The 16,236-nt window shown below is 64.0% G+C and carries 18 protein-coding genes; 5 read left to right on the forward strand and 13 right to left on the reverse strand.

All coding sequences use genetic code 11. The features are described from left to right. Nucleotides 1–60 precede the first annotated feature (60 nt). Together ACIQUG_RS13720 and ACIQUG_RS13725 are read left to right on the forward strand one after the other, a co-directional pair. Nucleotides 61–1,113, forward strand: coding sequence for an alpha/beta fold hydrolase (locus ACIQUG_RS13720; RefSeq protein WP_402322334.1), 1,053 nt, complete (start codon nt 61–63; stop codon nt 1,111–1,113). 309 nt (nt 1,114–1,422) lie between these two features. Beyond that, nucleotides 1,423–1,839, forward strand: a complete 417-nt coding sequence (locus tag ACIQUG_RS13725) for an organic hydroperoxide resistance protein (protein ID WP_402322336.1) — start codon at nt 1,423–1,425, stop codon at nt 1,837–1,839. Nucleotides 1,840–2,014: 175 nt separating this feature from the next. On the opposite strand, the gene ACIQUG_RS13730 is transcribed toward ACIQUG_RS13725, so the two are convergent. The 6 genes from ACIQUG_RS13730 to ACIQUG_RS13755 all read right to left on the reverse strand — a co-directional run bounded on the left by ACIQUG_RS13730 (nt 2,015) and on the right by ACIQUG_RS13755 (nt 7,520). Next, on the reverse strand, nt 2,015–3,343 hold the full coding sequence (locus ACIQUG_RS13730; RefSeq protein WP_402322339.1) for an ATP-binding protein: 1,329 nt from the start codon (nt 3,341–3,343) through the stop codon (nt 2,015–2,017). Then, complete coding sequence (locus ACIQUG_RS13735) at nt 3,340–4,080, reverse strand: response regulator (protein WP_402322342.1); 741 nt, start codon at nt 4,078–4,080, stop codon at nt 3,340–3,342. The genes ACIQUG_RS13730 and ACIQUG_RS13735 overlap by 4 nt, the downstream gene beginning before the upstream one ends. A gap of 210 nt (nt 4,081–4,290) precedes the next feature. Further along, a complete protein-coding gene (locus ACIQUG_RS13740; RefSeq protein WP_402322345.1) occupies nt 4,291–4,530 on the reverse strand; it encodes a 4-oxalocrotonate tautomerase family protein in 240 nt (79 codons plus the stop codon). A gap of 64 nt (nt 4,531–4,594) precedes the next feature. Further along, nucleotides 4,595–5,308: an SDR family NAD(P)-dependent oxidoreductase gene (locus tag ACIQUG_RS13745; RefSeq protein WP_402322348.1), complete on the reverse strand. Its 714-nt coding sequence runs from the start codon at nt 5,306–5,308 to the stop codon at nt 4,595–4,597. A gap of 143 nt (nt 5,309–5,451) precedes the next feature. Then, entirely contained in the window at nt 5,452–6,384 is a 933-nt protein-coding gene (locus ACIQUG_RS13750; protein ID WP_402322351.1) for a LysR family transcriptional regulator, read from the reverse strand. A 107-nt stretch (nt 6,385–6,491) separates the two neighbouring features. Next, nucleotides 6,492–7,520 carry an NAD(P)H-dependent flavin oxidoreductase gene (locus tag ACIQUG_RS13755; RefSeq protein WP_402322354.1) on the reverse strand — a complete coding sequence of 343 codons (1,029 nt, stop codon included), beginning with the start codon at nt 7,518–7,520 and terminating at the stop codon, nt 6,492–6,494. Nucleotides 7,521–7,754: 234 nt separating this feature from the next. On the opposite strand from ACIQUG_RS13755, the gene ACIQUG_RS13760 reads away from it, so the two are divergent. Continuing rightward, the gene (locus ACIQUG_RS13760) at nt 7,755–7,949 is read left to right on the forward strand and encodes a hypothetical protein (RefSeq protein ID WP_402322357.1); all 195 of its coding nucleotides are present in this window, start codon (nt 7,755–7,757) and stop codon (nt 7,947–7,949) included. Nucleotides 7,950–7,964: 15 nt separating this feature from the next. Here the strand turns inward: ACIQUG_RS13760 and chrA are convergent, their stop codons facing one another. From chrA to ACIQUG_RS13780, 4 genes are all read right to left on the reverse strand, one after another. After that, nucleotides 7,965–9,371, reverse strand: a complete 1,407-nt coding sequence (chrA, locus tag ACIQUG_RS13765; RefSeq protein WP_402322360.1) for a chromate efflux transporter — start codon at nt 9,369–9,371, stop codon at nt 7,965–7,967. 1 nt (nt 9,372) lies between these two features. After that, nucleotides 9,373–10,194 (reverse strand): chromate resistance protein ChrB domain-containing protein, encoded by an 822-nt coding sequence (locus tag ACIQUG_RS13770; protein WP_402322363.1) that lies wholly within the window; start codon nt 10,192–10,194, stop codon nt 9,373–9,375. Nucleotides 10,195–10,473: 279 nt separating this feature from the next. Continuing rightward, nucleotides 10,474–11,232, reverse strand: a complete 759-nt coding sequence (locus ACIQUG_RS13775) for an alpha/beta hydrolase (RefSeq protein WP_402322366.1) — start codon at nt 11,230–11,232, stop codon at nt 10,474–10,476. Between the two features lie 184 nt (nt 11,233–11,416). Further along, nucleotides 11,417–11,683, reverse strand: coding sequence for a hypothetical protein (locus ACIQUG_RS13780; protein ID WP_043626699.1), 267 nt, complete (start codon nt 11,681–11,683; stop codon nt 11,417–11,419). 153 nt (nt 11,684–11,836) lie between these two features. On the opposite strand from ACIQUG_RS13780, the gene ACIQUG_RS13785 reads away from it, so the two are divergent. After that, nucleotides 11,837–12,166, forward strand: coding sequence for a YciI family protein (locus ACIQUG_RS13785; protein ID WP_402322370.1), 330 nt, complete (start codon nt 11,837–11,839; stop codon nt 12,164–12,166). Here the strand turns inward: ACIQUG_RS13785 and ACIQUG_RS13790 are convergent. The 3 genes from ACIQUG_RS13790 to cysT are packed head-to-tail and all read right to left on the reverse strand — an operon-like array spanning nt 12,163 to nt 15,107. Beyond that, entirely contained in the window at nt 12,163–13,311 is a 1,149-nt protein-coding gene (locus ACIQUG_RS13790) for a sulfate/molybdate ABC transporter ATP-binding protein (RefSeq protein WP_402322373.1), read from the reverse strand. The two genes, ACIQUG_RS13785 and ACIQUG_RS13790, sit on opposite strands and share 4 nt — an antisense overlap. A gap of 22 nt (nt 13,312–13,333) precedes the next feature. After that, nucleotides 13,334–14,263, reverse strand: a complete 930-nt coding sequence (cysW, locus tag ACIQUG_RS13795; protein ID WP_402322376.1) for a sulfate ABC transporter permease subunit CysW — start codon at nt 14,261–14,263, stop codon at nt 13,334–13,336. After that, a complete protein-coding gene (cysT, locus tag ACIQUG_RS13800) occupies nt 14,247–15,107 on the reverse strand; it encodes a sulfate ABC transporter permease subunit CysT (RefSeq protein WP_402322379.1) in 861 nt (286 codons plus the stop codon). The genes cysW and cysT overlap by 17 nt, the downstream gene beginning before the upstream one ends. A gap of 417 nt (nt 15,108–15,524) precedes the next feature. Here cysT and ACIQUG_RS13805 point away from each other — a divergent pair, with 417 nt between their 5' ends. Beyond that, nucleotides 15,525–16,130 carry an RBBP9/YdeN family alpha/beta hydrolase gene (locus ACIQUG_RS13805; protein WP_402322382.1) on the forward strand — a complete coding sequence of 202 codons (606 nt, stop codon included), beginning with the start codon at nt 15,525–15,527 and terminating at the stop codon, nt 16,128–16,130. Nucleotides 16,131–16,236 lie beyond the last annotated feature (106 nt).

Raw genomic sequence — 16,236 nt, forward strand, 5'->3', positions numbered from 1 at the left:
CGCTCCGGATACACCAGCACTTCATTCCTGATGCCAGTTCAGTTCACCGGAGGGTAGTCAATGTCGGACGAAATCAACCACCCGCGCCGCCGTTTCATCGGCGCAATCGCACTCTCGCTGGCGGCAACGCAGTTCGCTTCGGCTGGCGCGACCAGAGCGCAAGCGGGAGCCGCTGAGGCGCCGCGCCTGCCGGCTGTCGCGCCGGGCACGAACAAGTCTTTCCCGGTCCTCAAGCAGATCGATGCCGGCGTGCTCAATGTCGGCTATGCCGAACTTGGCGCGAGCGACGCTCCGGTCGTCATTCTGTTGCACGGTTGGCCCTATGACATCCATACCTATGTGGATGTAGCGCCGGTGCTCGCCAATGCCGGCTATCGGGTCATCGTTCCCTATCTGCGTGGCTATGGCACGACCCGGTTCCTGTCCGCCGACACTCCGAGAAACGGCCAGCAGGCTGTAATTGCGACAGATATCATTGCCCTGATGGACGCGCTCAAGATCGAAAAGGCGGTCATCGGCGGCTGTGACTGGGGCGCGCGAACCGCCAACATCATCGCGGCCCTGTGGCCCGAGCGCTGCAAGGCGCTGGTCTCCGTCAGCGGCTATCTCATCGGTAGCCAGGAGGTGAACAGGAAGCCGCTTTCGCCGCAGGGCGAGCTTGCATGGTGGTATCAGTTCTACTTCGCCACGGAGCGGGGCTATGAGGGCTACAAGCAGAACCGCAAGGAGTTCGCCCGGCTGATCTGGAAGCTTGCCTCGCCCAAGTGGAACTTCGACGACGCGACTTTCGACAGAAGCGCCGAGGCGCTCGACAACCCCGATCATGTCGACATCTCGATCCACAATTACCGTTGGCGGCTCAGCCTGGCCGAGGGGGAGGCACAGTACGACGACCTCGAAAAGCGGCTGGCGCAGTTCCCCACCATTGCTGTCCCGACCATCACGCTCGAGGGCGACGCCAATGGCGCGCCGCATCCCGATCCCGCCGCCTACGCCAAGCGCTTCTCGGGCCGATACGAGCATCGGCTGATTACCGGCGGCATCGGCCATAACCTGCCGCAGGAGGCGCCGCTCGCCTTTGCCGAGGCAATTGTCGCCGTCGATCGTTTCTAGTTTTTCTCCCGCGGATTGCGTGGAGGCGCGGGGTTCCGGTCCGCCGGCCCCGCGCTTTTCTTATGCGCCGTGATTAGAAGGCGAGGCCTGCCGGACGCGGCGTCCCTCCATGCTGGCGAGACCCGATGGGCGACAAGCCGCGTCCGGATCGGCTTCGTATCTGCGTGTATCCGCGCGAGCCCCTGGGCAGGTTTCCATACATTTCCGGCCCCCTGTGAAACATCCGATACACCTTGAAGGCGCCAGATGCGTCTCGACAGCCGCAGGGCAATCTGGCCCGGACGGCAAACCTGTCGAAAGGAAAAGACCATGAGCGCAGCTGAAAAGGTACTCTACACCGGCAAGACCCACACGACCGGCGGCCGCCTCGGCGCCGCCCGCAGCGACGACGGACGCCTGGACACCAAGCTTGCCACCCCCGGCAGTTCGCGGCCGGGGACGAACCCGGAGCAACTCTTTGCCGCAGGGTGGTCTGCGTGTTTCATCGGCGCGATCGGTCTGGCGGCCGGCCAGTCGAAGACAGCACTTCCCGCCGACGTGGCCGTCGATGCCGAAGTGGATCTGCTGAACCGCGACGGCAGCTACTTCCTGAAGGCACGGCTGAATGTCAGCCTGCCGGGGATCGACGCCGACGTTGCGCGTCGTCTCGTCGATGCCGCTCACCAGACCTGCCCCTATTCCAAGGCGACGCGCGGGAACATCGACGTGACGATCAATCTCGTCTGACCCGCACGACCTCTCGTCACCGCCGGAGCGGCGGCCATCAGCGTCGCCGCTCTTTTACGTTGGCCATCGGCATGCCCGGGCCTGGCAAGCCTGGTCTTCCGATCTCAATAACGACTTAGGAAAATGCGATATATCATTGTTTTATATTGAATATGGCGAGAAACGAGGCTCCCTTCTATTGAGGTCGGATCACTAACTCGCCCAAGAGGCCGCCGCCGTCACGATTGCGCAAGGTCAGCGACGCGTTGATGGAAGCTGCCAATTGCTGGGCGATGGCGAGACCAAGCCCGGTCCCGCCGGTCTCGCGATTGCGGGAATCCTCCAGCCGGACGAAGGGTTTCAAGACGGCGCCCAGTTGATCGTCCGGGATGCCCGGTCCGCGGTCGAGCACGCTGATGACCACCGTATCGTCGGCAAGCCGCCGGGCCTCGATCTCCGCGCTGCCTGCGAATTTGAGCGCGTTGTCGACGAGGTTGGTGAGAATGCGCCTGAGCGCCTGCGGCCGGGTCGTGATCGTGCCGCCATCGACGTCGCTGGCGCTGACGGACTTGCCGGTGTCCTGATAGTCGTAGACGAGGCTTTCAATGAACGAGGCGAGATCCACGCGCGTCGATTTCTCGACATTGCCGTGAGCGCTCCGGGCATAGGCGACCCCCTCCTTCACCAGGCTCTCGATCTGGCCGAGGTCCTGGATCAGCTTCTCGCGATCGGCGAAATCCTCGGCCATTTCCGCGCGCAGCTTCATGCGGGTGATCGGCGTCTGCAGGTCGTGGGAAATGGCGGCCAGGATCTGGACGCGCTCTTCGAGGTACTGGGCGATGCGGTCGCGCATGGCGTTGAATGCGGTTGCCGCATAGGCGACCTCCGTCGGGCCGGTTTCGCTGAGCCGCGGCGTGTTGCGGTTCGGGTCGAGCGTGTCGGCTGCTGCCGCGAGGTTGACGAGCGGGCGGACGGCCTGGCGCATGGCGAACCAGCTGCAGAAGAGCAGGAGCGCGAGCTGCGCCAGCAGCACGTAAGGCAGCCAGTCGGCGAGCGGCATGACCCCCTTGGGATAGACATCGATCGTCAGCGGCGCGCCGTCGCTCAATGTCAGATGCGCCTGCACGTGGCGGCGATCGCCGGGGATCGTTTCGACGGTGACCGGATACCTCGGGCCGGTCGCGCGCTGGATGTTGGCGGAGAGTTCCGCGGTGGCCGGATCGACCGACGGGTTGCCGGGCACGCCCGGTCCGAGAATGAAGCCGTAATTGTCGCGACTGAGGCGATTGAGCCAGGAGGCACGCTCGTCTGCGGGCAGGCGGTCGAGGATCGCGATCGAGATGGCAATGTCGTTTTCCAGCGTGTTGAACATGACGGACTTGGCCGCCACGTAGCGCTCGAAGAACAGAACGGTGAACGACATCACATGTGCGATGGCGAGGCCGGCCAGCAGGATAACAAAGAGCCGCGCCCTGAGCGTGCGCGGCCATAGTCGAAATCCTCTATCAGCAGCGTTCGCGGTCATTCGCGCGCCTCCACGATCTCGATCGGCACTGAGAAGACATAGCCTTCGCTGCGCACCGTCTTGATGTAGGCCGGCTCGCGGGCGTCGTCGCCGAGCCGCTGGCGGACCCGGCTGACGAGCAGGTCGATCGAGCGATCGAAGAGATCGGCCTCGCGGCCCTGCGTGAGATTGAGGAGTTGGTCGCGGTTGAGCACGCGCTGGGGGTGGTCGATGAACACCTTCAGCAGCCGATACTCCGCGCCGCTCAGCGCGATCACGGTGCCATCGACGTCGATCAGGTGCCGCGCCGTCGTGTCGAGCTTCCACCGGCCGAAGCGCAGCAACTGCCCGGCCTCCGAAATCTGCAGGTTGGGCGGCAGCATGCGCGCGCGCCGAAGCACGGCCTTGATGCGGGCCAGCAGTTCGCGCGCGGAAAATGGCTTGGAGAGATAGTCGTCCGCACCCATTTCGAGCCCGAGAATGCGGTCCATCTCGTCCGAGCGGGCGGTGAGCATGATGATCGGGATCGCCTTGTGCTTGCCCGCGCGCAGCTCGCGGCTGAGCACCAACCCATCGTCGCCCGGCATCATCACATCGAGCACGATCAGATCCACGGTGTCGCCCTCGAGGAAGCTGCGCATCTGCCGCCCGTCGGCGACCGCGGTCGTGCGCAGGCCGTTTTTCTTCAGATAACTCGACACGAGTTCCCGGATTTCTCGGTCGTCGTCGACGATCAGCACATGGTCGATATGCTCCATCGAGCAAACTCCTCAAGTCGGTTGGCGGGTGCGCAGCGGCACTTGCTCTGTCCGGTTGACGCTCCGGATATGTCGTCGGTGTGTTCGCAACATCCAGACTTGCATGCGAATGTAATGCAAGCGTCTGCCGATACATTTCGACACAATTTCACAAAGGAAACCCGCCGCTTGCTGTCAAACGGCGGGTGGCGGGAACTGTGGCTGGCGGCGTCAGGCTTTGGCTTCTGCCGCAAGCTGTGCGCGATAGCGGGCGGTGGGCAGGCCGCCCCAGCCCCAATTGTCGAGGTCGATTTCCTCGATGACCACATAGGTCGATTCCAGCGGCTTGTTGAGCACGTCGAGCAGCACCTGACTGACGCCCTTGATGATCTCCGCCTTTTCCTCCGCCGTCACCGCTTGACGCTCCGGCGTGGTGCCCTCGCGGGTCACCTGAACTGTTACGATCGGCATTGCCGTCTCCTTTCTGGAGCTTGATGGCACCCAAGGTGCCGCGTTTGTTGGGAGAGTTGCGATCTTACCAGCGCCCGGCGTTCTGGCCGCCGTCCGCATGCAGGATCTCGCCGGTCACGAAGCCGGCACCCTCCAGGTAAAGAACGGCGTCGACGATATCGCGGATCTCGCCCATGCGGCCGACGGGGTGAAGCGTCGAGAGCGCCGCATGCGTTTCCGGCGCGTGCATCGGCGTCTTGATGATGCCGGGCGAAACCGCGTTGACGCGAACGCCTGACGTTGCGAATTCGATGGCGAGCGCCTGGGTGACCGAATTGAGGCCGCCCTTGGTGATGGAGGCGAGTGCGGCTGGCACGCCGGCAATCGGCTGGTTGACGAGGCTGGTGGTGATGCTGACGATGTGGCCGGAGCCCTGCTTCAGCATCTCGCGGGCGCCGCGCTGGGTAATGTGGAAGAAGCCGGCGACGTTGACGCCCATGTTCAGGTCATAGTCTTCCTGGGTGAAATCGGTGAACGGCTTGGCGGTGAAGACGCCGGCATTGTTGACCAGCGTGTCGATGCGGCCGAACCGTTCGAGGCCCTGGCGCACGACGCGCTCGGCGGTCTCGGGATTGCCGATGTCGCCGGCAACGGCGAGGATGCCGGCATCCGCGCTCTGCTGAATCGAGCGCGAGGTGGCGACGACGCGGTAGTTGCGATCGCGGTAGGCCTGCACCAGCGCGGCGCCGATACCCTGCGATGCACCGGTGATGATGGCGACCTTCTGTTCGTTGCTCATGGATGTGATCCTTCTTCGATTGCAACGGGCGTTTCGTTTAGCCCGTCCTTCGCCCTCGGCGTTGGTGCAATCAGATTTAGACCCATCCGATGTGTGGGAGAATTGACGCCATTAGGCACTCAATCAACCGAAATTCGGCATAATCAGCTAAGCGTGCCAGCTTCCTTTGCCATGCGTGCGAACTCGGTCCTGAGACGCGGCAAGGCGAAATCCGCGAAGGCTCGGACCTTGGGAACCGCCATGCGGCCCTGCGGCGCCAGAAGATGAACCGGCATCGGCGGATGCTCGGCATCGGCCAGTACGATCTTCAGCTGCCCGTCATGGACATGGCGCGCGACATGGTAGGAATAGAGCCGGGTAAGCCCGGCTCCCGCAGCGGCGGAATCGACAGCCGCGCGCACGCTGTTGACGATGTAGCGCGGCGTGAATTGCACCGTGCGCGGGATCAGCGAGCCCTCGGCCGGCGTGAAGGCCCAGGAATCGAGGCCGAAGTTGGTAAAGGCGACGATCTGGTGCTTGGCGAGGTCGGCGGGCTCGTCGATGCGCGGATGGCTGGCGAGATAGCGCGGAGAGGCGACAACGACGCGCCTTATATCCCCGCCGATGCGTGTCGAGATCAGCGAAGAATCCGCGAGATGGCCGATGCGCAGGGCGATATCGACGCCTTCGTCGACGAGGTTCACGAAGCGGTCGAGCAGCAGCAGCCGGGCCGAAACCGCCGGGTAGAGATTGAGGAAGTCGTCGAGGATCGGGCGCAGGATCTCTTCACCGAGGATTGGCGGCGCAGAGATCGTGACCGTGCCGCGCGGAGCCGCGCGCTCGCCGCCTGCGAGCATGTCGGCCTCTTCGAGATCGACAAGCACCCGCCGGCACGCGGCGGCATAGCGTTGGCCGGCCTCACTGAGTTTCAGCGAGCGGGTCGTCCGGTGCAGCAGTTCGACGCCGACATGGGCTTCGAGCAGGTTCAGCGCGCGGCTGACGGCTGTCGGCGAGCGCTTGAGCTTGCGGGCCGCACCCGCAAGGCTGCCTTCGTCGATCGCCGTGACGAAGACCTTCATCGCATCGATACGATCCATTGTGCCGACTTTCGCAAGGATGGCTGCTGATGAGCAAGAATTCACCGGCAATACGGCGGAAGTAAAGGGGCGACAGCACTGCGTAGGAGAGTGCTGACCTTTCTGGGTCACGCTGGAAAAAGGCGGGCGATCAGATCGGACGTGGAGCCTTGCCAAAGCTCGCCCTTGCCGGTGCCTGACCATAGCGACAGAAAATCCGGCGACCCCTTCGCCGTGGACGCCGCCCTGATGTCGCGCGTGAACTTGTTCTGCGCCGGAAAGGGCATCACGGCGGCGGCATCCACCTCGTTCATGAAACGGTTTTCGACGCCACGCGCAAACCGACCGGAGAAGGCGCGCGTCGTTCGCGTCTTCCGCTCCGCGCCCTCTAGCGCCGCGCGATAGGGCGCCGATGTCCCAGCTTCGGCGGTCGCGAGGAAGGCCGTACCCATCTGCACGGCGCTGGCGCCTTTCGCGAGAACGGCTTGGATATCGGAACCCGTCATGATCCCGCCCGCGGCGATGAGTGGTACCTTGATCCTTCCGAGGCTCCGGGCGAGCAGGTCTTCAAGGCCGGTTTCGCTGTCTTCGGCGGACGGATCGAAGATGCCGCGATGCCCACCGGCCTCATATCCCTGCAGCGTAATGGCATCGACGCCGCTCTCTTCGAGCGCCAGGGCTTCCTCGGGCGTCGTTGCCGTGCCGATGATCAACATTCCGGCGTCACGAGCAGCGCGCATGTGCTCGGCGGGCAGGGCGCCGAAAACGAAGCTCAGCACCGCAGGCTTCGCCCGTAGCACCGCCTCGAACTGCCCGTCGAAATCCTCTTCGTAGGGCGCTGCAAGGTCAGGTGTCGGCAGGCCGAGTTCGGCGCGGTATCCCGCCGTCGCACGCACGGCGCGCTCAAGCGCCGCGGCGTCGACCTTCGGCTGCGGATGCTGGATGAAGAGGTTGATGGCGAAGGGACGATCCGTGCGGGCGCGCACGGTCTGGACGAACTCTGCGATCGCAGTCGGGCTCGAATAGGCCGCACCGACCGAGCCAAGGGCGCCGGCGGCCGAAGAGGCTGCCACCAGCGCAGGCGACGAAGGACCTCCTGCCATCGGCGCGACGATCAGGGGATGTCTCAAGCCGAGTTTCGAAAGGGTGCCCTGCATAGTGATGTCCTCGCTGCATGTTGCCTGCCATCCGGCAGCGTTGCAGAGGTAGGGTGAGTGGCTACAGACGCAAGGGGAGGATCGACACTTCACCCGAATATCTCGTGGCGTCACACGATGCGGGTGGGGCCGGTTGGTGCAGCGGCTGTGCCGCCGGCGTACCGTGGCGGCGGTTGCGGTGCGTGCGATTGACTGGCACTCTGGCTGGGTGACGAGACGTTCCAGGGGGCGCAGATGTCGCAACGGACGGATAAGCAAGAGGTACTTCCGAGCCTTGTCGAGCACTACCGGCCCGTTCAGCTGAGGGCCGTGCTTGCGGTTCGCGCGATAAAGCACCGCGAGCCTCCGCCGCCGCCACAGGAGGCGCGCCACTACGGATCGCAATTGCCGGAGGGGTTTCACCTGCCGCAATCGGTCTACGACGATTGAGCGCCGGCTCCGCCCTCAGCTCGTTGCCAGCGTCCAGGCCATGCCGGCGAGCGCGCAGGCAAGCAGCGTCGTAATGACCGACACATTGAAGCGGAAGATCGCCACACCGGCCGCGAGCGTCAGCAGCAGCGACGGCAGCACCAGCGACGTTAGAACCGGGATGTCGAGCGCCAAAGGCCCGAGCGTCCAGGGGGCGACTTCGGCAAACAGCGTGTGCAGGCCGAACCAGACGGCGAGGTTGAGGATGACCCCGACGACGGCGGCGGTGATCGCCGACATGGCGCCGGTCAGCGCCACGTTGTTGCGCAGCCGCTCGATGAAGGGCGCGCCCAGGAAGATCCAGAGAAAGCACGGAACGAAGGTGACCCAGGTCGTCAGCATCGCTCCGAGTGTCGCGGCCGTCATGGGCGAAAGCGTGCCGGGATCGCGATAGGCGCCCATGAAGCCGACGAACTGCACCACCATGATCAGCGGGCCGGGCGTGGTCTCGGCCATGCCGAGCCCGTCGAGCATCTCACCCGGCTTCAGCCAGCCATAGTGCTGCACCGCTTCCTGCGCCACATAGGCAAGTACCGCATAGGCGCCGCCGAAGGTGACTACCGCCATCTGGCTGAAGAAGAGGCCGATCTGGCTGAAGACGTTGCCCGTGCCGAGGATCGCGACCAGCAGCGCCAGCGGCACCAGCCACAGGGCAAGAAGGATGGCGGAGATCCGCAGCGACCAGGCGAGGTTCGGGCGGGCATGCGCGGGAATTTCGTCGCCGAGCACGGAGTCTTCGTCCTTGAGGACGGGACCCGTGCCGGCCTTGTGACCGCCGCCGATGCGAAAGAACTGCGAGCCCGAACGCGCACCGATATAGCCGAGCACGCCGGCCGCAAGAATGATGAGCGGGAAGGGGACGCGGAAAACGAAGATGGCGATGAAAGCGGCTGCGGCAATGCCGATCATCACCTTGTTCTTCAGCGCCCGCCCGCCGATGCGGAAGACGGCCTGAACGACGACCGCGAGCACGGCCGCCTTCAGCCCGAAGAACAGGCCCTCGACGACGGTGACACTGCCGAAAGCGGCGTAGATGTAGCTCAAGCCGAGGATCGCGAGAAACCCCGGGAGCACGAAGAGGATGCCGGCAACGAGGCCGCCGGCGGTGCGATGCAGGAGCCAGCCGATATAGACGGCAAGCTGTTGCGCCTCGGGTCCCGGCAGAAGCATGCAGTAGTTGAGCGCGTGCAGGAAACGGTGTTCGCCGATCCAGCGCTTTTCATCGACGAGGATGCGGTGCATGACGGCGATCTGTCCGGCCGGCCCGCCGAAGCTCAGTGCTGCAATCCGCGCCCAAACCCGCACCGCTTCGCCAAAGGAGATGCCGTGACTTTCCCGTTGCCGCGCCGGTCCCGGCGCGGCCTTGTCTGCGATGTCGGTCATCTCAGGCGTCCTTCTTGGCCGAAGGCCAGTTGTGGGTCTCGTTGGTAGCATCGCGGCACCAGCGATAGAAGGCGTCGTAGAGCAGCATGCCGGCGTCCAGCTGTTCCAGATCATCCGCATACATGCGCGAGAGCCCGAGCGAGGCGGCAAGCAGACCTGACGCTTCAGGCGCGAGATCGAGGCGGGCGGTATCGGCCGCACGCACGATCGTGGCGAGCCGCAGCAAGGGGCCGATGGCAAGCCCGAATTCCTCGATCATGACGTCGAAGGTGCAGCGCTCGCCGCGATGGCTCCAGCGCACGGGCGCGTCGATGTCGAACGGTGTCGCCCCGAAGCGCTCGCCGACCATCTCGACTTCCGACGGCGCTACATAAAGGAAAACGGCATGCGGATCGACGAAGCGCCGGATCAGCCAGGGGCAGGCGATACGGTCGATCTTCGGCCGCGCCCGGGTGACCCAGACGGTCTGCCCTTGGGCGTTCCGTTCCGGTAGTGCCGAAGACGGCACGGCGGGGTTGCCGCCTGCGACCCACGCCTCGAACCCGCCTTCGAGCACATCGGCGGAGATGCCGGCATTGCGCAGCCAGGCGGCAACGCCGTGGCTGAGCTTCTTGCCCTGCTGGCAGATGATGATCGCCGACGCTTTATCGACGTCCTGCGTCCAGTCCTGCACGCTTCGATAATCGCGCCGGACGGATCCGGGGACGAGACGTGGATCGGCGTCGAAGTCCTCGTCGACGCGAACGTCGATCAGCGCGGGACAGTTCGGCGTGCCGATGAGGCGAGCGAGTTTTTCCGATGAGATTTCGAGGTATGACGACATGACGCGTCCTCCGGATGAGCGGTTCTGTGGACGCGATGCTTCGGCTGGCGCCTCATGGGGTGATCGCAACCCCATGAGCGAAGTTTGCAGCCGTTGGCCGCAAGCTGTCAAGCTGGGCTTCGGCAGCAACTCACTGCGGGAGCGCTTCGCGCTGAGGCGTGATCGCTGGCAAGCTACCGAAGGATTGTTACAGGTCTTTGGCGGCAGATGTCGGTTACCGTCAAGGAAGCGACCTGAGTGCCGAAGGTTACATTCAGGTCGCGGAGGACGGCATTCGGGCTACTTGCCGGCCTCCTTGGCTGCGGCCTCGATGATGCCCGCAACCTTCTCCGATTGCGAGGCAAAGACAGCGTGGCTCGCCTTGATTTCGGTCACCTCACTGCCGGCGCGCCTGGCCATGCTTCTCTCCAGGTCCGGGTTAATGGCACGGTCATCGGTCGCGACGATCGACCAGCTTTTCTTCGTGCGCCAGGCGGGGTCGCCGACCTTGGCGGCAAAGATCTCCTTGGCGGCAAGGACTTGCGATCGCGCCGCAAAGGCCGCCTCCGCCGTAGGCAAATCGGCGGCGAAGTCGGCCGGAAACGCCTTTGGGTCGAGATAGAGATACTTGCCGTCGGTGGTTTCCCGCACGCTCATGGCGGCGGCAGGGTTCGATCCGGCGAGCATTGCAAGGTTTTCGCCCTTGTCGGGCTGAAAGGCAGCGACATAGACCAGCCCTTCGACCTTGCGATGATGTCCGGCCTCGGTGATGACCATGCCGCCATAGCTGTGGCCGACGAGCAGGGTCGGGCCGTCCTGCAGATCGAGGATGCGGTTCGTCGCCTCGATGTCGGCTGCGAGCGACGTCAGGGGCTCCTGGACAACGGTCACGTTGAAGCCGCGGCGCTCGAGGATTTCGGAGGCCTGTCGCCAGCCGGAACCGTCGGCGAAAGCGCCGTGAACGATGACGATGTTCTTGATCTCGGCTGCTTGCGCTGCGAAGGCGACGACGCTTGTCGCCAAGGCAAGCGCGATGGTCGGGAGGATGCGGTGGCTCATGCGATCGTTCCTTCTTCTGTTCGTGAGGCAACGATCGCAATCTGTTCAGGCGAGGTATCCCGGATGTGTCGGTCTTCGCAGCAATATGTACCGCATTGTAGCGTCTCAATCGCGCCGCCATGGCGAAGGCTGAAGCGCGGTCTTTCGCCATGCCTGGCCCCAGCAGACGCCGCGCGAAGGTGCGCTACGATTCGACCAGGATCACAAGCGACGACGGTACAACCCCGTCATGGGCCATGGCGTCCGCCGCGGCCTGGCTTTGCATCGCCTGTGAGAGGGCGCCGATATCGGGAACATCCATCATGACGGCCACGCGCGTCGGATCCTTCGGGTCGACGAAGGTCCGGATATTGGTGATGCCGAGCGCGCCGAAGAGTTCCTTGCGTCTCGGCGATTTCAGCCAGTGATCGGCGCCTTTGGTGATGTTGTGATGGGCGATGATGGTCGGCATCGGATCCTCCCTTTTGTGACGCGAGCACCGAGGTTGTTGCAACTTTCCCGGCGTATCCGCGTTCTCTCAACGGAACGGCCTGAAGGGCCGGCTGTCAATTAGCCCGTCAGAGCTAGGCGCGTTTCTTCTCTGGCCACTTGAAGGAAGAGGCTCATGCCGAAATTCATCACCATCGGATACGGCGATCGCGCCGGCTACGATCGTACGGCGGAAGCGGTGCGCGATGCCGCGCATGCGCATGACGCGCGGCTTCAGGCCGATGGCGTATTGATGGGAATTGCCGGCGTGCCGGTGCAGGTGCGCAATACGGATGCGGCGCGGGTCGAAACCAAGGAGGGGCCGTTCCTATCATCCTCATTGCCGGTGGCCGGCTTCGCGGTGATCGAAGCGGCCGATCTCGACGAAGCCATCGCCCTGGTGTCGCAGACACCCTGCGCCGTTGCCCACGGCGTGGTCGAGGTCTGGCCGCTTGAGCTTCCTTAAGGGGCCGCCCAGGAGACCTGCGCGGCGAGCATGGATTCCGCCTCGTCCGCCGTCTGGCGCTGGGGTTCCGTAGCCCCGGCAGGTGCGACCTTCGTTTCCGGTCGGCCCTCCCTGAACAGCTTCCACTTTGTCGGCCGGAATGCGATGCGGCTGTGGTCGCCGGCGGCGGCGCGTTCGGGGGAGAGTTCGATCTCGACATGCGGATGGTTGCGGCCAAGGTCGAGTTCGAGATGGCGGGTGCCGGCAACGCGGCGGCTGGCGGCAACAAGGCCGGCGAGACAACCGCCGCAGCCGTCGATCAGTTCGATGTCGTGCGGGCGGAAGTGCAGCTTGGCCGGACCGTCGGCTTCGGACGGCGCTCTGAGCCCGATCGGCCGGTCCTCGAACCAGATCTCGCCGTTCTGGAGTGTGACCGACAGGCAGTTCGACTGGCCGATGAAGCCGTAGACGAAGGGCGAGACCGGGTGATCGTAGATCTCGTCGGGGGTGCCGACCTGCTCGATGACGCCCTTGCTCATGACGACGACGCGGTCGGCGAGCTCCAGCGCCTCGTCCTGGTCATGGGTGACGAAGATGGTGGTGTGGCCGGTGCGGTCGTGAATGTCTCTGAGCCACTTGCGCAGTTCTTTGCGCACCTGCGCATCGAGCGCGCCAAAGGGTTCGTCGAGCAGAAGCACGTTGGGTTCGACCGCCATGGCGCGGGCGAGCGCCACGCGCTGGCGCTGGCCGCCCGAAAGCTGGGCCGGATAGCGCTTGTCGAGACCGGAGAGCTGCACGAGGTCGAGCAGGTCGAGGGCGCGCTTGCGGATCTCGGCGGCCGGCGGCCGGCGGTTGGCCGGACGCACCTTGAGGCCGAAGGCGACGTTGTCGAGCACGGTCATGTGGCGGAAGAGGGCATAGTGCTGGAAGACGAAGCCGATGTTGCGCTCCTGCACGGTCTTTTGCGAGGCATCCTCGTCGCCGAAGAAGATCGTGCCTTCGGTCGGGCTTTCGAGACCGGCCACGAGCCTGAGCAGCGTCGTCTTGCCGGAGCCGGAGGGGCCGAGCAGCGCGATCAGCTCGCCGGAGCGGATGTTAAGCGAGACGTCGTCGAGCGCCGGGAAGCGGCCGAATTCCTTGCGGATGTTGTGAACGCGCACGTCCATGGCGATACCTTTCGAATGCTGGTCAGTGTCTGCGGCTGGCGGCGATCTCGGCGCTGTAGCGGATCTCCAGCGCCGTCTTCAAAATCAGGGTGATCAGCGCCAGCAGCGCCAGCAACGCCGCCACCGCGAAGGCGGCGACGAAGTTGTATTCATTATAGAGGATTTCCACCTGCAACGGCATGGTGTTGGTCTCGCCGCGGATATGGCCGGACACGACCGAGACGGCGCCGAACTCGCCCATGGCACGGGCGTTGCACAAAAGCACACCGTAAAGCAGCCCCCATTTGATGTTGGGCAGCGTCACATGCCAGAAGGTCTGCCAGCCGGATGCCCCCAAGGAAAGTGCCGCTTCCTCGTCGCTCGATCCCTGTTCCTGCATCAACGGGATCAGCTCGCGGGCAACGAAGGGGAAGGTGACGAAGACGGTGGCAAGCACCAGGCCGGGCACGGCAAAGAGGATCTGGATGCCGTGGCTCTGCAGCCAGGGGCCAAGCAGGCTGTGCGAGCCGAACAGAAGCACGAAGACGAGGCCGGAGATAACCGGCGAGACCGAGAACGGCAGGTCGATCAAGGTCGTCAGGAACGCCTTGCCCTTGAACTCGAACTTGGCGATCGCCCAGGCGGCGGCGACGCCGAAGACGAGGTTGAGCGGCACGGCGATGGCGGCAACGATCAGCGTCAGGCGGATGGCGGAGAAGGTCTCGGCATCGCCGAGCGCCAGCACGAATTCGGTCACGCCCTTGCGCAGCGCCTCGGTAAAGACGGCGGCAAGCGGCAGAAGCAGGAACAGCGCAACGAAGGCAAGCGCCGCGATCGTCAGCGTCAGCCTTGCAAAGCGGCTTTCGGAGGTGGCGGCGGCCAGTTCCGGCAGCGCCGGCTTTGGACCGGAGGCCGGACTGAGACCGGGACTGGACGTGAGGCCGGCGGCGGTCAGATCATGCGACATAGACATATCTCCGCCGGCTCCAGGCCTGGATCGAGTTGATGAGGAGCAGCATGGCGAACGAGATCGCCAGCATGACAGCGGCAATGGCAGTCGCTGCCGCATAGTTGAACTCTTCGAGCCTGATGACGATCAGAAGCGGGGCGATCTCGGAGACGTAGGGCAGGTTGCCGGCGATGAAGATCACCGAGCCGTATTCGCCGACGCCGCGGGCAAAGGCGAGCGCAAAGCCGGTGAGGCCGGCCGGCAGCAAGCCCGGCAAAAGCACCCGGCTGATCGTCTGGAAGCGGCTGGCGCCAAGGGTGGCGGCGGCTTCCTCCACCTCCTTGTCGATCTCCTCCATGATCGGCTGCACGGTCCTGACGACGAAGGGCAGGCCGACGAAGATCAGCGCGATGACGATGCCGGCGGGGGTGAAGGCGATCTTCAGCCCAAGCGGTTCCAGGAACTGGCCGATCCAGCCGTTCGGGGCATAAAGCGTCGTCAGCGCAATGCCGGCAACCGCGGTCGGCAGGGCAAAGGGCAGGTCGACCATGGCGTCGATGACGCGTTTTCCGGGGAAACGATAACGCACCAGCACCCAGGCGAGGATGACACCGAAGACGAGGTTGATGATCGCCGCGATGAAGGCCGTGCCGAACGAGATCTTCAGGGCATTGAGCGTGCGTTGGTCGAGCGCCAGCTCGAGGAACTTCTCCCAGCCGAGACCGCTGGCGCGAAACACCAGCCCCGACAACGGGATCAACACGATCAGAACCAGCCAGCTCAGCGTGATCCCGAGCGACAATCCAAATCCAGGCAAAACACTCGGCTGGCGAAATCGCCACCGGTTCCCATTGCGTCGCTCCGTCACCTTTCGGTCACCTCTTGGCCCCGCAGCCGCGAGCGGCTGCGCTATCCCCTCATCCAAACCGATCTTCAAACCGCCGGTTGGCCGGCTTGTTTGAGCGCCGGTATCTTTCGGCGCCAAACTACCAATTTCATGGGCTCCAACAACGCAAATTTTTGACGCTTCGGCGGCCGTAAGAGAAACTGATTTCGCTTCTGACCGCGTCAATAGAAACACTCTGCTCCCAAGATTGTTCCATGCCTGACATCTAAAATGATGGCGCGTGAACGATGCGACTGAAAAGTTATACTATAGAATTTATAGATATTAAATGTTCCTTGCTTACGCGCTGCATTTCGCTCTTCCATAATCAAGCCATGAACCGGGCGCGGCCGAATGCGCGGCCGGCACTTTGAAACATTCTCGTAAGCGGTTGATGTCATGGCAACAACGCTCATCATTCCCGGGTTGTTCGGATCAAACAGCGGCCATTGGCAGCGCCATTGGCTGAATGACAATCCGCACGCCGTCCTCGTCGAACAGGACGACTGGGACCGACCAAGGCTCGATCTCTGGCGCGACAGGCTCGAACACGAGATCTTCCGGCATGGTACCGTTGACCTCGTAGCCCACAGCCTCGGTTGCCTGCTGGTCGCCAATCTGGTGCGGCGCCCGCTCGCCCGGCAGGTGCGCAGCGCCTTGCTCGTCGCGCCGTGCGATCTCGGTCCGACCGATCGGCTTCATCCGGGCGCCATCGACTTCGGATCGATGCCGGACCTACCCTTGCCTTTTTCGAGCCTTGTCGTCGGAAGCCTGAACGACCCCTATATGCCCTTCGACCGCCTGCGCCATTTTTCGACCCGCTGGGGCAGTCGCCTCGTCGATCTCGGCCATGCCGGGCATATCAACATCGCCAGCGGTTTTGGCCGCTGGTCGCATGGTTATGACCTGTTGAGGGTATTGAACGGCATTTCGCGCCGGGAGACCACCCTCGGCCAACCGGGCGAGTTTTCGGAGCGGTTGCCCTTGCCAAACGGCGTGGCCTGACCGCCCCAGAGTGTGACGCCGAATACCGCTTCGAGCGGCCTTGCCACACGGGCCCTTGATGTCCGCGCCGTTTCACGCTCTAATAACGCACAAAGTTTATAGAGTA

Origin of the sequence: Ensifer sp. NPDC090286 (assembly GCF_044769565.1) — a bacterium.
Classification (GTDB): domain Bacteria; phylum Pseudomonadota; class Alphaproteobacteria; order Rhizobiales; family Rhizobiaceae; genus Ensifer.